The sequence below is a fragment of the Pantoea sp. CTOTU50773 genome, assembly GCF_032082325.1.
Classification (GTDB): Bacteria; Pseudomonadota; Gammaproteobacteria; order Enterobacterales; family Enterobacteriaceae; genus Pantoea; species Pantoea communis.
In genome coordinates, this window is the sequence record NZ_DAMDQC010000114.1 from 1 (window position 1) to 13,702 (window position 13,702).

Below are 13,702 nucleotides of genomic sequence, written 5' to 3' on the forward strand. Positions count from 1 at the left end.
GCGGACTGTTAATCCGTATGTCACTGGTTCGAGTCCAGTCAGAGGAGCCAAATTCTTGAAAAGAGCAGCCTATCAGGCTGCTTTTTTTATGCCTGCAATTTGGGAGGCGATGAATGGAATAGTTGGGCGATGTCCTATCTAAAGTCATTGTCGGCTCAATCTGAAAATCTCAGCCAAACCTGCACATCTCATCACAGCCTGAACATCTCAAACCCAATCCCCCCCCCAACATAGCTTGAAGACCTCATATCACTCTGAACATCGCAACCCACTCAACACCTCAACCCTGTTTGAATATCTTCGGCCTGCCTGGGATCTCACCCCAAACTGAAAGTCCCACATCTCAAATCTCTGCATATTTCAGCCCCACTCCAACTCCACTGCCCCATCTTCCAAACTGCCACAGTTCTTCGCTCCCTCTCCCTGCACTCTGTGACTCTCTTCACAACTCTTTAACGCCGACTTGTATGGTAGTATTAGCAAGCGTATTTTTCATTCATTGCATTCCCGTTGCTGCCAAATCCACCAATTAAGTGTGTATCTGGCAAGGAGTAGATGATGAAAAGTGTCGTAATTGTACAACCGGGTGAATTGGTAGTGGCAGAACGCGCATTGCCTGAACCAGCCGCAGGCGAAGTGCGCGTCAAAGTGCAGTTTGCCAGTATCTGCGGTTCAGATGTGCACATCTGGCACGGCCACAACCCATTCGCCAAATACCCGCGCGTGATTGGCCACGAATTCTTTGGCCTGATCGATGCGGTGGGTGAAGGCGTGGATGCCGCGCGTATCGGCGAGCGTGTGGCGGTGGATCCGGTCGTCAGCTGCGGACACTGCTACCCCTGCTCCATCGGTCGCCCAAACGTCTGTAAAGAACTGCAGGTAATCGGTGTGCACCGTGACGGTGGTTTCAGCGAATTTGCGGTGGCACCGGCGAAAAACGCTTTTACTCTGCCCGCTTCTATTCCGGACAAACTCGCCAGCCTGGTGGAACCGTTCACCATCGCGGCGAACATCACCGCCTTCCTCAAACCGCAGGCCAATGACGTGGCACTGATTTACGGCGCAGGCCCGATGGGCTTAACCGCCATTCAGGTGCTTAAAGGCGTCTACGGCGTGGAAAAAGTGCTGGTGGTGGATCGTCTGCCGGAACGTCTGGCGCTGGCGCAGGAAAATGGCGCTGATCAGGTGTTCAACAACAGTGAGATTCCGCTGGCCGCACAGCTGGAAGGCGTGCAGCCAACATTGATCATCGATGCCGCCTGCCATCCGACCATTCTGGCAGAAGCCGCTGCCCTCGCCTCTCCGGCGGCGCGTATTGGCCTGCTCGGCTTCTCCGGTGAGCCTTGCAGCATCACGCAGCAGGCGTTAACCAGCAAAGAGTTATCACTGTTTACCTCGCGCCTGAACAGCAATCGCTTCCCGCAGGTGATTGAGTGGATGGAGAAAGGTCAGATTCAGCCAGAGAAATTAGTCACCCACTATTTCCCGCTGGCCGAGATTGAAAAAGCGATGACGCTGTTCGAAAAAGATCCGCGCACCTGCTGCAAAGTGATTCTGCACATGGGTTAAGTTAATCTTCACACCAAGTGTCCTTAATCCGGTGCGTACCCGCCGGCAAATATAATAATCCTCTCAATGCTTCAGGCTGTATCAAAGCGGCAAGTGATTCAATCCCCGAAGGGGATGAGATTAAACAGGCCACACAGAAACAGATTGAAGCATGATGGGGAAACGGAGTTTCTATGTTAAAGAATCTACGCTGGACCCTCGTACTGCTGTTGTTCCTGGTTTATATGATCAACTACCTCGATCGTATTGCCCTTTCTCTGACTGTGCCGCTAGTAGAAAAAGACCTGATGATCAACGCCGAACAGTTCGGCATGATTTTCGGTAGCTTCTTCTTTGGCTACGCGCTGTTTAACTTTATCGGTGGCCTGGCGACCGATAAATTCGGCCCGACTATCGTGCTCGGCACCGCCGTCGGTATGTGGTCGCTGTTCTGCGGCATGACCGCGCTGGCGACCGGTTTCTGGTCGATGATGATTCTGCGCGTGCTGTTTGGCATGGCGGAAGGCCCAATCTGCGCCTCGGCAAACAAGGCCATCAACGGCTGGTTCCCGAAAAAACAAGCCGCTACCGCAATGGGCTTGCTGAGTGCCGGTTCGCCGCTGGGTGGCGCGGTGGCAGGCCCGATTGTGGGTTATCTGGCGTTGTCATTTGGCTGGCGTCCAGCGTTCGTGGTGATCTGTGTGATTGGCCTGGTGTGGATGGGTTTGTGGTTCTTCTTCGCCGCTGATAACCCGGCGCGCAGCAAAAAAGTCTCTGCAGAAGAGCGCGCGCTGGTCGAGAAACTGAAAGCGGAAGAACCGGCTGATGTCATCGATTCATCAGGCAAAGCGCACGGCATGGGTTACTACCTGCGTCAGCCGATTATTCTGGTCACCGCTTTTGCCTTCTTCTGCTACAACTATATTCTGTTCTTCTTCCTGAGCTGGTTCCCGGCTTATCTGGTGCAGGCGCACGGCCTGGATATTAAATCCATGAGTATCACCACCATGATCCCGTGGATTGTCGGCTTCGTCGGCCTGGCGTTGGGCGGTTGGATCTCGGATAAGATTTTCAACATCACCGGCAAGTTGCTGCTGTCGCGCAAAATTGTTCTGGTGGTCTCGCTGCTGGCTGCCGCCATCTGTGTAGCACTGGCGGGAACGATTAAAGAGGTGAATTCCGCGGTGATCATGATGTCGATCTCCATCTTCTTCCTCTACATCACCGGTGCGATTTACTGGGCGATTATTCAGGATGTGGTGCACAAAAGCCGTGTCGGCAGCATCAGTGGCTTTATCCATCTGATTGGTAGCCTGTCCGGGATTGTTGGACCGATTGTCACAGGCTATATCGTGCAGCACACCGGTAAATTCGACAGCGCCTTTATTCTGGCGGGCTGTGTCGCCGGGATTGGTGCGATGCTGGTGCTGTTTGTGATTCGCAGCCCAAAGACCGTAGATAAACCGGTGTCCGCATAACAGATTGACCATAATGGGGCGCTCAGCGCCCCGTTTGCTAAAAGGAAAACGCATGTTAGAACTTGATCGCCTCCCCGCCGACGTCCAACGTCCCGCTTACGACCGCAGCCAGTTAAAAACCCGCATGGTACATATCGGCTTTGGTGCTTTTCACCGTGCCCATCAGGCGCTCGCGACCGATAAACTGGCAACGAAAGGCAGCGACTGGGGCTACTGCGAAGTGAATCTCAACAGCGGCGCACTGATCCAGGCGCTGCGCCAACAGGATTTGCTCTATACCCTCACCGAGATGGCCGATAGCAGCCTGCACACCCGCGTGATTGGCGTGGTGACGCAAGCGCTGCATGGCAAAGGCGACGGCATTGATGCGGTGATTGAGGCGATGAGCCAGCCGGATGTGGCGATTGTCTCGATGACGGTGACCGAGAAAGGCTATTGCTACATGCCTTCCAGCGGCAAGCTCAATCCGGATCATCCTGATATCGTGCATGACCTGAAAAACCCCACGCAGCCGCGTTCGCTGCCGGGCCTGATTCTGGCGGCGATTATCCGTCGCCGCGAACGTGGATTAACGCCATTCAGCGTGATGTCCTGCGACAACATGCCAGAGAACGGTCACGTCACGCGCAACGTCGTCACCCAGCTGGCAGAACGCCATAGCCACGAACTGGCAGAGTACATTCAAACGCACATCACCTTCCCCTCCACCATGGTGGATCGCATCGTTCCCGCTATGACCGATGCCGCATTTGATGCGCTGGAAGCGCGCTTAGGCAGCAGCGAGCCGGTGGCGGTGGAAGCCGAGCCTTTCTTCCAGTGGGTGATTGAAGATAACTTCGTTAACGGCCGCCCGACGTGGGAAAATGCCGGTGCTGAGCTGGTCAGTGATGTATTACCGTTTGAAGAGATGAAGCTGCGCATGCTGAACGGCAGCCACTCGTTCCTCGCCTATCTCGGCTTCCTCGCCGGATACGAACACATCAGCGATTGCATGGCCGATAACCACTTCCGCACGGCGGCGCGCGCGCTGATGTTACAGGATCAGGCGCCGACGCTGCGTACTCAGGGCGTGGATCTCACCGCCTATGCCGACTCGCTGATCGCTCGCTACGAAAACCGCGCCATCAAGCATCGCACTTATCAAATTGCCACCGATGGCACGCAGAAGTTGCCGCAGCGTTTGCTGGACAGCGTGCGCTGGCATCTGCGTAACGGCACCTCGTGTGACTATCTGCTGCTGGGTGTGGCGGGCTGGATGCGTTACGTGAGCGGTGTCGATGAGCAAGGTCAGGCGATTGAGATTCGCGATCCAATGAAAGAACAATTGGCGAGCATCGTTGCGCACAGTGATGAGGGTGCACAGCGCGTCGAAGCCTTACTGCGGATACAAGCGGTATTTGGCGATGATTTACGTTATCAGACCGCCTTTGTCTCACGCGTCACCGAGTTGTATAACCAGCTTAATACCCAAGGTGCACGCGCCACGGTACAAGCCCTTGTGACACAGGCATAAGTGCCTTCACAAATGTGTAGCGCAGATGCAGCGTGCTGATTAGACTGAACCTTTCTCATCGGGCTGGCGTAGGCCAGCCGTAATACGGATATTGCTGCATGTCGATTGCCTATACCATTACCACCAGCGAACCCGTAAATCAGCAGATCTATCGTTATCTGCGCAAAGATATCGTGACCTGCGCCATTCATCCCGGCTCGTTGCTGTCGGAAAAAGAAGTGTCCGCGCGCTTTAATGTGTCGCGCCAGCCAGTCCGAGAAGCCTTTATCAAACTGGCGGAAGCGGGCCTGGTGCAGGTGCTGCCGCAGCGCGGCACTTTCGTGCGTAAAATTTCCGCCCAGCGTGTGGCCGACGGCCGTTTTATTCGTGAAGCGGTGGAGATCGCCGTGGTGCGACGTGCGGCACAGGAGATTACTCCCGAGGGCTTGATGGCGCTGGAGCACAATCTTCAGTTGCAGCGTCTGGCGGCTGAACGTCACGACAGCCAGGCATTCTTAGCGCTGGACGATGAGTTTCACCGCCTGATTGCCGAAGGGATTAACTGCCTGCTGGCATGGGAAACGGTGGAGAACATTAAAGCCACCATGGACCGCGTGCGCTTCCTGACCCTGAGTGAAGTGTCGCCACCGGAAAGCCTGATTCAGCAGCATGAAAACATCTACCAGGCGTTAAAAGCGCAAGATGTTGAAGCGGCAGAAGCGGCGATGCGACGTCATCTGCAGGAAATGATTTTGACCATTACGCCGATTGCTGAGCGTAATAGCGAATGGTTTGAAGCGCCTTAGATTGTCTGCGATTAGATGCCCTCAACCTGGTCCTCTCCCATATAAAGGGGGAGACCCAAGCAAAGTGCGATTGGCGAGCGAGTGAAGCGCGTGTTGCCGCTCAATAGAGAGCTTTGCAGATAAGATTTCGTCCCCATGCTCTCAAGCAATCCCCAATCATTACTCCGCTGACCGATTCCCCTCCCGCTTGCGGGAAGGGATTTGGGCAATCAATTACGCAATTGTGACATCTTTCGCCAGATAAACATCCTGCACCGCATTAATCAGCTGTACGCCCTCTTTCAGCGACTTCTTAAACGCCTTACGGCCCAGTATCAGCCCCATACCGCCCGCGCGTTTGTTGATCACCGCAGTACGCACCGATTCGGCAATGTCAGTGTCTCCGGCTGATGCGCCACCGGAGTTGATCAATCCAGCACGGCCCATATAGCAGTTCGCCAGCTGGTAACGCACCAGATCGATCGGGTTCTCCGTGGTCAGCTTGCTGTAGACGCGCTCATCGGTATGGCCGAATTTCACCGCCTTGTAGCCGCCGTTGTTCTCGGCCATTTTCTGCTTCACGATGTCTGCGCCAATGGTGGCTGCCAGATGGTTGGCCTGGCCGGTCAAATCAGCGCTGGCATGGTAATCTACGCCGTCTTTCTTGAAGCCATCATTGCGCAGATAGGCCCACAGCACGGTCACCATGCCCAGTTCATGCGCACGCTCGAAAGCAGCCGAGATCTCTTCAATCTGACGACGTGACTGCTCAGAACCAAAATAGATGGTCGCGCCCACCGCAATCGCCCCCAGGTTGAATGCCTGCTCGACGCTGGCATACAGCGTTTGATCGTACTGGGTGGGATAGCTCAGGGTTTCGTTGTGGTTAAGTTTCACCATAAACGGAATGCGGTGTGCATAGCGGCGTGAGACCGAGGCCAGCACGCCATAGGTAGAGGCGACACAGTTACAGCCGGCTTCAATCGCCAGCTCAACAATGTTCTTCGGATCGAAGTAAGCCGGGTTGGCGGCAAAAGAGGCGCCCGCTGAGTGCTCAACGCCCTGATCGACCGGCAAAATCGACAGATAGCCGGTGCCCGCCAGGCGACCGGTGTTGTAGAGGGTCTGCATATTGCGTAATACGGCAGGAGAACGATTGTTATCGATCATTACGCGATCGACGAAATCCGCGCCCGGTAAATAAAGGCTGTCCGCTGGAATGGTCATGCAGCGATGTTGAAGAAGTGAATCCGCTTCTTTGCCCAATAACTGTACGATGTCCGTCATGTTGGCTCCTGAAATAAATGGCTGGAATGGAACCGGCAATGGCCGATTCGCCCCCAACAGCCTGGACCGAAAAGCGCCAGGCTGGCAAATTGCTGACTCCATTTTTCAGACGGATACGCAGTAAAAAAATTCTGCCACCTTGCCATGGGCGGCCTTCAGATTGAATCCTGCAACGCAGAGGCACACCTTAATGGCCGTTTTAGAACCCTACCACCATTGATGGAAATGGTGCACCGGACCAATGCCCTTGCCGACTTCCAGCGAGTCCGCGTGCAGCAAGGCTTGCTGCAACCAGGCTTTGGCTTCGGTCACCGTATCCGCCCAGTTATCGTGACGTGGACGCAGTGCCGCTAAAGCGGCGGACAGCGAACAACCGGTGCCGTGGGTATGGCGCGTATTGACGCGTGGTGCGGTGAAGCGCTGACGTCCTGCGCGGGTGATTAGCCAATCCGGACTTTCGGCATCACTGAGATGACCGCCTTTCATCAATACCGCTTCACAACCAAGATCCAACAGCGCATCGCCCTGCATCAGCATGGTTTTCTCATCCTGCGCCATATCACGGCCCAGTAGCGCAGCGGCTTCGGGCAAATTGGGCGTGATCAACGACACCTGCGGCATCAGCAGTTCACGCACGCTGGCCACCGCATCGGGCGACAGCAGCGGATCGCCACTCTTAGCAATCATCACCGTATCCAGCACCACAAACGGCAGGCTGGCGCGTTTCAGCCGCTCGGCCACCACTTCGACAATCGCAGATTCCGACAGCATGCCGATTTTGGCGGCATCAATACGCACATCGTCCAGCACCGAATCCAGTTGCGCGCCCACGAAATCGGGTTCAATGCGATACACCGACTGCACGCCGCAGGTGTTCTGCGCCACCAGCGCGGTGATCACACTGGTGCCATACGCACCCAGCGCGGAGAAGGCTTTGAGATCGGCCTGAATGCCCGCGCCACCGCTCGGGTCAGTACCTGCAATGGTTAACGCGTTGATGCGCTTCATACGGCAACCTCCAGCGTCCAGAGGTTATCGAGGAAAGCCGCGACAAAGCTGCCTGGCCCCTGAACAGCACGCGCCGCCTGCTCGCCCGCCAGCGACATCACGCGACATGCCGCCGCCACATGCTGCAAGCGGTCGCCCGGTAAGCTGCTGAAGGCCGCGACCACGGCGGAAAGCGCGCAGCCGGTGCCGACCACGCGCGTCATCAGCGGGCTGCCGCCTGGAATCGCCAGCGTGCGTTTGCCATCAGTGACGTAATCGACTTCGCCTGTGACCGCCACCAGCGTGTGGTAATCCTGTGCCAACTGTTGCGCCGCGCTGAGTGCGGCATCGGCCTGATGCACGCTGTCCACGCCGCGCCCGCCCGCAGCCTGGTTAGCCAGCGCGAGGATTTCCGAGGCGTTGCCACGAATCGCGGCGGGATGCAGGCTCAGCAGCTGCTGGCAGAATTCGGTGCGGAATGAGAGTGCACCCACGGCCACCGGATCGAGCGTCCAGGGCGTGCCGACTTTAGAGGCGGACTGCACCGCCGCCAGCATCGCATCGCGACGGTCGCGGGTTAAGGTGCCGACGTTGATCAGCAGCGCATCGGCAAAACTCACGAACTGCGCGGCTTCCTCGGCATCGATCACCATCGCGGGAGAGGCTTGCAAAGCCAGCAGCACATTGGCGGTAAAGGTTTGCACCACGTCATTGGTCATGCAGTGCACCAGCGGTGCCTGCTGACGCAGCAGCTGCAGGGATTGCGCGAATTGCGCGGAGGTAAGAAGGTCAGGCTGTGTCATAAAACTCCCAACCGGCGATCAAGAAGGCGAATGCGGTCAGGCATCTGACTTCCCTACGCTGGCATTATCCAGATCAGGTCAGCGGGTGTATCTCAGCCCTTTAACAGGGGCACCCCGAGTCATGGCATGGTGAACATGCCGCACACAGGATAAGGCGAGCGTGAAGGATTGTAAATCGTGGTCGTTTGAAGGATGCTGAAAACGGCACTAAATCAAAATAGTTAAAATAATTCGACAGGCTAAATTTTAAAAAGAGCCGTTTCGATCAATTATCATCATTAATTAACTCTCTTCTGAATTTTCCAGATTTATTCTAATCACTGAAAAATCGACTAATCAACACGCGCCTCCATATTCATTGATGCACATCAACGCCCTGCCAGGCGTAGCAAGGCCTAATCCCCCTCCGGACTTGAACAGAGTCACTGCCTATCCAATTCCGGAATCGATAATGATCTCAAAATTATTCAGCTTTATTCCGCACGCCCATAAATGGCACGACATTCGTATTTCGCGCAAAGGCGCTATTTGCCCTTCCGGTCGCCACTATTTTTCCACCCATGTTGAAGCTCGATGTAAAAGTTGCGGCGAACGTTTGCATAAAGTTTATTACCGCGACGTGAGCGATGCGGAAGCACGGCGTTGGTTGGGATGAAAAACAGGCAAAAAAAAGCCCCGTAACATCCGTTACGGGGCTGCTGCGTGGCTATCGCAATAAAACTTATTCAGCCGGTTGGGTGCGGATCAGGTAATCGAACGCGCTGAGTGAGGCTTTCGCGCCTTCACCGCTGGCGATGATGATCTGCTTGTACGGCACCGTGGTGCAGTCACCCGCTGCGAACACGCCTTTCAGGCTGGTTTCGCATTTGGCATCGATAATGATTTCGCCCATCTTGTTACGTTCTACCGCGCCTTCCAGGAAGGTGGTGTTCGGCAACAGACCAATCTGCACGAAGATGCCGCTCAGCGCGATCTCGTGGCTGGTCTGGTTGTTACGGTCGATGTAGCTCAACCCGGTCACTTTGCTGCCGTCGCCTTTCACTTCGGTGGTCTGCGCATTCAGAATCACATCGACGTTTTTCAGGCTGCGCAGTTTGTCCTGCAGCACTTTGTCGGCGCGCATTTCGCTGGCGAATTCCAGCAGCGTCACGTGCTCAACCAGACCCGCGAGGTCGATAGCCGCTTCAACGCCGGAGTTACCGCCGCCGATAACTGCCGTGCGCTTGCCTTTGAACAGCGGGCCATCGCAGTGTGGGCAGTAAGTCACGCCTTTGGTGCGATACTGCTCTTCGCCCGGCACGCCCATGTTGCGCCAGCGTGCGCCAGTGGCAATGATGATGCTGCGTGATTTCAGCACTGCGCCAGACGCGGTTTCAATCGCGTGCAGACCGCCCTCTTTCGCCGCAGGAATCAGCTTGATGGCGCTCTGGGTGTCGATGACGTCAACATCGTAATCATCGACGTGGGCACGCAGTGAACCGGCCAACTTCGCGCCTTCGGTTTTCTGTACGGAGATGTAGTTTTCGATGTCCACGGTGTCGAGCACCTGACCACCAAAACGCTCGCCCATCAGGCCAGTGCGGATACCTTTACGTGCCGAGTAAATCGCTGCCGCTGCGCCCGCTGGGCCGCTGCCGACGATCAGCACTTCATAGGCGTCACGCTTGTTCAGCTCTTCTGCTGCACGTTTCTCAGCGTTGGTGTCCACTTTGCCGACGATTTCCGCCAGGCTCAGACGGCCCTGACCGAACTCTTTGCCGTTCAGGAATACCGCAGGAACGCCCATCACGTTACGTTCGGTGATTTCGTTCTGGAACATGCCGCCGTCAATCGCGGTGTGGCTGATGCGTGGGTTCAGCACCGCCATCAGGTTCAGCGCCTGCACCACGTCAGGACAGTTATGGCACGACAGCGAGTAATAGGTTTCGAAATGCAGGTCGGTATCCAGAGCAACCACTTGCTCCAGCAGACTCTGCGACTCTTTCGAAGGGTGTCCACCGGTCTGCAGCAGGGCCAGCACCAGTGAAGTAAATTCGTGACCCATTGGCGAACCGGCAAAGCGTGGGCCGCTCTGGCTGCCTGGGTTAGTGATCAGGAAAGAGGGTTTACGAACCGGACGATCATTCTCTTCACGGAAGCTGACTTTTTCTGACAAGCTCGCGATATCGGCTAATAGAGAACGAATCTCCGCAGATTTAGCGCCATCATCCAGTGTGGCAATCAACTCAACCGGTTTCGTTAATTTCTCAAGGTAAGCCTTGAGCTGTGTTTTTAAATTGGTATCGAGCATAGTGAGTTCCTGTCAAGAAAATCGGGTGCCGTAGCACCCGATTGAGAAAGATCGAATGGCTGGGTGTGACTTAGATTTTGCCAACCAGGTCCAGAGATGGAGCCAGTGTTGCTTCGCCTTCTTTCCATTTAGCTGGGCAAACTTCACCTGGGTGAGAAGCCACATACTGAGCCGCTTTAATTTTGCGGATCAGGTCAGATGCGTCACGGCCAATGCCTTCAGCGGTGATTTCGATAGCCTGGATGATGCCCTGTGGGTCAACAATGAAGGTACCGCGATCCGCCAGACCTTCGTCTTCGCGCATGATTTCGAAGTTACGGGTCAGTGCGCCAGTTGGGTCGCCGATCATCGCGTATTTGATTTTTGCGATGGTTTCGGAAGAACCGTGCCAGGCTTTGTGGGTAAAGTGCGTGTCGGTAGAAACAGAGTAGATGTCTACGCCCAGTTTCTGCAGTTCTTCGTGATGGTCTGCCACGTCACCCAGCTCAGTTGGGCAAACGAAGGTGAAGTCAGCCGGGTAGAAGAAGAATACACTCCATTTACCTTCAACGTCTTTCTCGGTTACGTCGATGAATTCGCCGTTTTTGAACGCTGCGTTTTTGAATGGTTTGATTTTGGTATTAATGATGGACATGGTGACCTCCGTTAAAAGATGTGATGCAAGTTACAGTTTTTCCGGGCCAACTTCTAATATGCAGTCGTTATCAATCAGATAATCAAAAGCTATCAAAGTGCTGATGCCAGATTCCATGCGGCTTGCCGCGGCATTCTACACAGAAAGCCTGATGATTTGACAGGCTTTATCTTTTTTCGTCGGCTAGTGTTACCTGGGGTTGCCATTTAAAGCGACCGCCACGCTACCTAATCTTGTTTATGATGGAGCCCATGCTTGGACATTCGATTATTTGAGGAAGCCGACCGCCCTTTTCTGCGCACACTGTTTCTGGCAGCACGTCGTCACAACTGGACCTGGCTGGATGGCGATGATTGGGCACTGGAAGATCTGGATGGCGTGATTTTGGGGGAGACGGTGTTAGTCGCGTTGGTCGATGGGCATCGTGCCGGGTTCGCGGGCATCCTTCCTAATGACAACTTCCTGCACAGCCTGTATGTCGATCCCGACTTTCAGGGCCGTGGGGTTGGCAGCGCCTTGCTGGAGGCAGTGCAGAAGCGCTTTACCTCAACCGGCGTGCTGAAATGTCTGATGCTGAATGAGTTAGCGCAGGCGTTTTACCTGAAACATGGCTGGCAGCGTGAAGCCACCGGTGAGAGCGAGCAAGGAAAATATGTGCTGATGCATTTTCCGCTGACGGCGCGCGCCAGCGGAAAAGTGAAGCGTTAAACCGCGCGGAAGGCGATATCGGCCGGAATCACTTCGCCCTGCCAGTAAAGCTGTGCCGCCACGCGACCGGCTAACTGGCGATACAGTGCAGTGAATTCGCTGTCCGGACGGCGGATCACCGTTGGTTCACCATCATCCAGATCCTCGCGCAGATTGATATGCAGCGGCAGTTGCGCCAGCAGCTGCGTGTGGTAATCCGCCGCCAGTTTCTGCGCGCCGCCGGTGCCAAAAATCGGCTCATGATGGCCGCATTCGCTGCAAATATGAATGCTCATGTTCTCCACCACCCCCAACACCGGCACGCTGACCTTCTCAAACATCACAATGCCTTTACGCGCATCAATCAGGGAGATGTCCTGTGGCGTGGTGACCACCAGCGCGCCCGTCACCGGGACGTTTTGCGCCAGCGTCAACTGGATATCCCCGGTGCCCGGTGGCATATCGAGAATCAGGTAATCCAGATCCGGCCACATCGTCTCGTTGAGCAGCTGCATCAGCGCTTTGCTGGCCATCGGGCCGCGCCACACCATGGCATTTTCATCGGTGACCAGGTAGCCAATCGAGTTGGTCGCCAGTCCGTGCGCCATGATCGGCGCCATATGGGTGCCATCCGGCGAGGTCGGACGCTGGCTCTCGGTGCCGAGCATATTGGGAATCGACGGGCCGTAAATATCGGCATCGAGAATACCGACCTTCGCACCTTCGGCAATCAGCGCCAGCGCCATGTTCACCGCGGTGCTGGATTTGCCCACGCCGCCTTTACCGGAACTCACCGCAATGATGTTCTTCACACCTGTTGCGCCAGGATGATTTTTCACGCGCTTCAGCGTGGCAATGTCGTGGCGCAAACGCCAGTCGATGGCGCTAGCATGGGTGAGACGCAGCAGTTCGGCGCTGACTTGTGCCTTCAGCTCTTCGAAAGCCGAGGCCCAGGCAAACGGCATCACCAGTTCGATGTGCAGCTTGCCGGCCAGCAGTGCCACATGGCTCAGGGCTTTCAAGGTCGTCAGATTGTGATGCAGCGTCGGATGTTCAAAGTCACTCAGCACGCCGATAACTACCGCGCGCAATGCTTCGGGTGAATGATGTTCCCGGGATTGTGAAGTCATCCCAACTCCTTGTGTTTTCATCACGCCAGATATCGGCGATGTGCTTTCAATAATATCAGATGCCGTCCAGTTGTGTTTACGCCAGAGGGTGCTTCGGGTAACATCTAAGCCCGATTTTTATTCACGGAACGCTACGCAAACTATGACTCAAGTCGCTAAAAAAATTCTGGTAACGTGCGCACTGCCGTACGCAAACGGTTCAATCCATCTCGGTCACATGCTTGAGCACATTCAGGCTGACATTTGGGTCCGTTACCAGCGAATGCGTGGCAACCAGGTTTACTTCATCTGCGCAGACGATGCCCACGGCACGCCGATCATGCTGAAAGCCCAGCAACTCGGTATCCCACCTGAGCAGATGATCGCCGAGATGAAGCAGGAGCACGAAACTGACTTCGCTGGCTTCGACATCAGCTACGACAACTATCACTCCACGCACGGCGATGAAAACCGTGAGCTGTCAGAGTTGATCTACGGTCGTCTGAAAGAGAACGGTTTTATTAAGAACCGTACCATTTCACAGCTGTACGATCCGGAAAAAGGCATGTTCCTGCCGGACCGTTTTGTGAAAGGCACCTGCC

At 55.3% G+C, this 13,702-nt stretch carries 12 protein-coding genes and 1 riboswitch; of the genes, 6 read left to right on the top strand and 6 right to left on the bottom strand.

All coding sequences use genetic code 11. From position 1 onward, the window contains the following. The first annotated feature begins 558 nt into the window (after positions 1-558). The 4 genes from RT340_RS16410 (at position 559) to RT340_RS16425 (ending at position 5,324) form a co-directional block, all read left to right on the top strand. Entirely contained in the window at positions 559-1,569 is a 1,011-nt protein-coding gene (locus RT340_RS16410; RefSeq protein WP_313377172.1) for a Zn-dependent oxidoreductase, read from the top strand. Between the two features lie 173 nt (positions 1,570-1,742). Continuing rightward, positions 1,743-3,026, top strand: a complete 1,284-nt coding sequence (locus tag RT340_RS16415) for an MFS transporter (RefSeq protein WP_034824866.1) — start codon at positions 1,743-1,745, stop codon at positions 3,024-3,026. Between the two features lie 52 nt (positions 3,027-3,078). Continuing rightward, the gene (locus RT340_RS16420; protein ID WP_313377175.1) at positions 3,079-4,539 is read left to right on the top strand and encodes a mannitol dehydrogenase family protein; all 1,461 of its coding nucleotides are present in this window, start codon (positions 3,079-3,081) and stop codon (positions 4,537-4,539) included. 98 nt (positions 4,540-4,637) lie between these two features. Then, the gene (locus RT340_RS16425) at positions 4,638-5,324 is read left to right on the top strand and encodes a GntR family transcriptional regulator (protein ID WP_034824871.1); all 687 of its coding nucleotides are present in this window, start codon (positions 4,638-4,640) and stop codon (positions 5,322-5,324) included. 213 nt (positions 5,325-5,537) lie between these two features. On the opposite strand, the gene fbaB is transcribed toward RT340_RS16425, so the two are convergent. The 5 genes from fbaB to ahpC all read right to left on the bottom strand — a co-directional run bounded on the left by fbaB (position 5,538) and on the right by ahpC (position 11,304). Then, entirely contained in the window at positions 5,538-6,590 is a 1,053-nt protein-coding gene (gene fbaB / locus RT340_RS16430; RefSeq protein ID WP_045832840.1) for a class I fructose-bisphosphate aldolase, read from the bottom strand. Positions 6,591-6,797: 207 nt separating this feature from the next. Then, the gene (gene thiD, locus RT340_RS16435) at positions 6,798-7,598 is read right to left on the bottom strand and encodes a bifunctional hydroxymethylpyrimidine kinase/phosphomethylpyrimidine kinase (protein ID WP_211728228.1); all 801 of its coding nucleotides are present in this window, start codon (positions 7,596-7,598) and stop codon (positions 6,798-6,800) included. Next, positions 7,595-8,380: a hydroxyethylthiazole kinase gene (gene thiM / locus RT340_RS16440; protein ID WP_313377179.1), complete on the bottom strand. Its 786-nt coding sequence runs from the start codon at positions 8,378-8,380 to the stop codon at positions 7,595-7,597. Before thiM ends, thiD begins: the two co-directional genes overlap by 4 nt. Before the next feature lie 33 nt (positions 8,381-8,413). Beyond that, positions 8,414-8,507: riboswitch (TPP riboswitch) on the bottom strand. A 594-nt stretch (positions 8,508-9,101) separates the two neighbouring features. After that, on the bottom strand, positions 9,102-10,670 hold the full coding sequence (ahpF, locus tag RT340_RS16445; RefSeq protein ID WP_182058693.1) for an alkyl hydroperoxide reductase subunit F: 1,569 nt from the start codon (positions 10,668-10,670) through the stop codon (positions 9,102-9,104). Between the two features lie 70 nt (positions 10,671-10,740). Beyond that, entirely contained in the window at positions 10,741-11,304 is a 564-nt protein-coding gene (ahpC, locus tag RT340_RS16450; protein WP_034824884.1) for an alkyl hydroperoxide reductase subunit C, read from the bottom strand. A gap of 255 nt (positions 11,305-11,559) precedes the next feature. Between ahpC and RT340_RS16455 the strand changes: the two genes are divergently transcribed. Next, positions 11,560-12,012 (top strand): GNAT family N-acetyltransferase, encoded by a 453-nt coding sequence (locus RT340_RS16455; protein WP_097116622.1) that lies wholly within the window; start codon positions 11,560-11,562, stop codon positions 12,010-12,012. On the opposite strand, the gene apbC is transcribed toward RT340_RS16455, so the two are convergent. Next, a complete protein-coding gene (gene apbC, locus RT340_RS16460) occupies positions 12,009-13,121 on the bottom strand; it encodes an iron-sulfur cluster carrier protein ApbC (RefSeq protein WP_313377183.1) in 1,113 nt (370 codons plus the stop codon). The genes RT340_RS16455 and apbC overlap by 4 nt on opposite strands. Positions 13,122-13,263: 142 nt before the next feature. Between apbC and RT340_RS16465 the strand changes: the two genes are divergently transcribed. Beyond that, the coding region (locus tag RT340_RS16465; RefSeq protein WP_313377185.1) for a class I tRNA ligase family protein at positions 13,264-13,702 on the top strand (439 nt) is incomplete at its 3' end.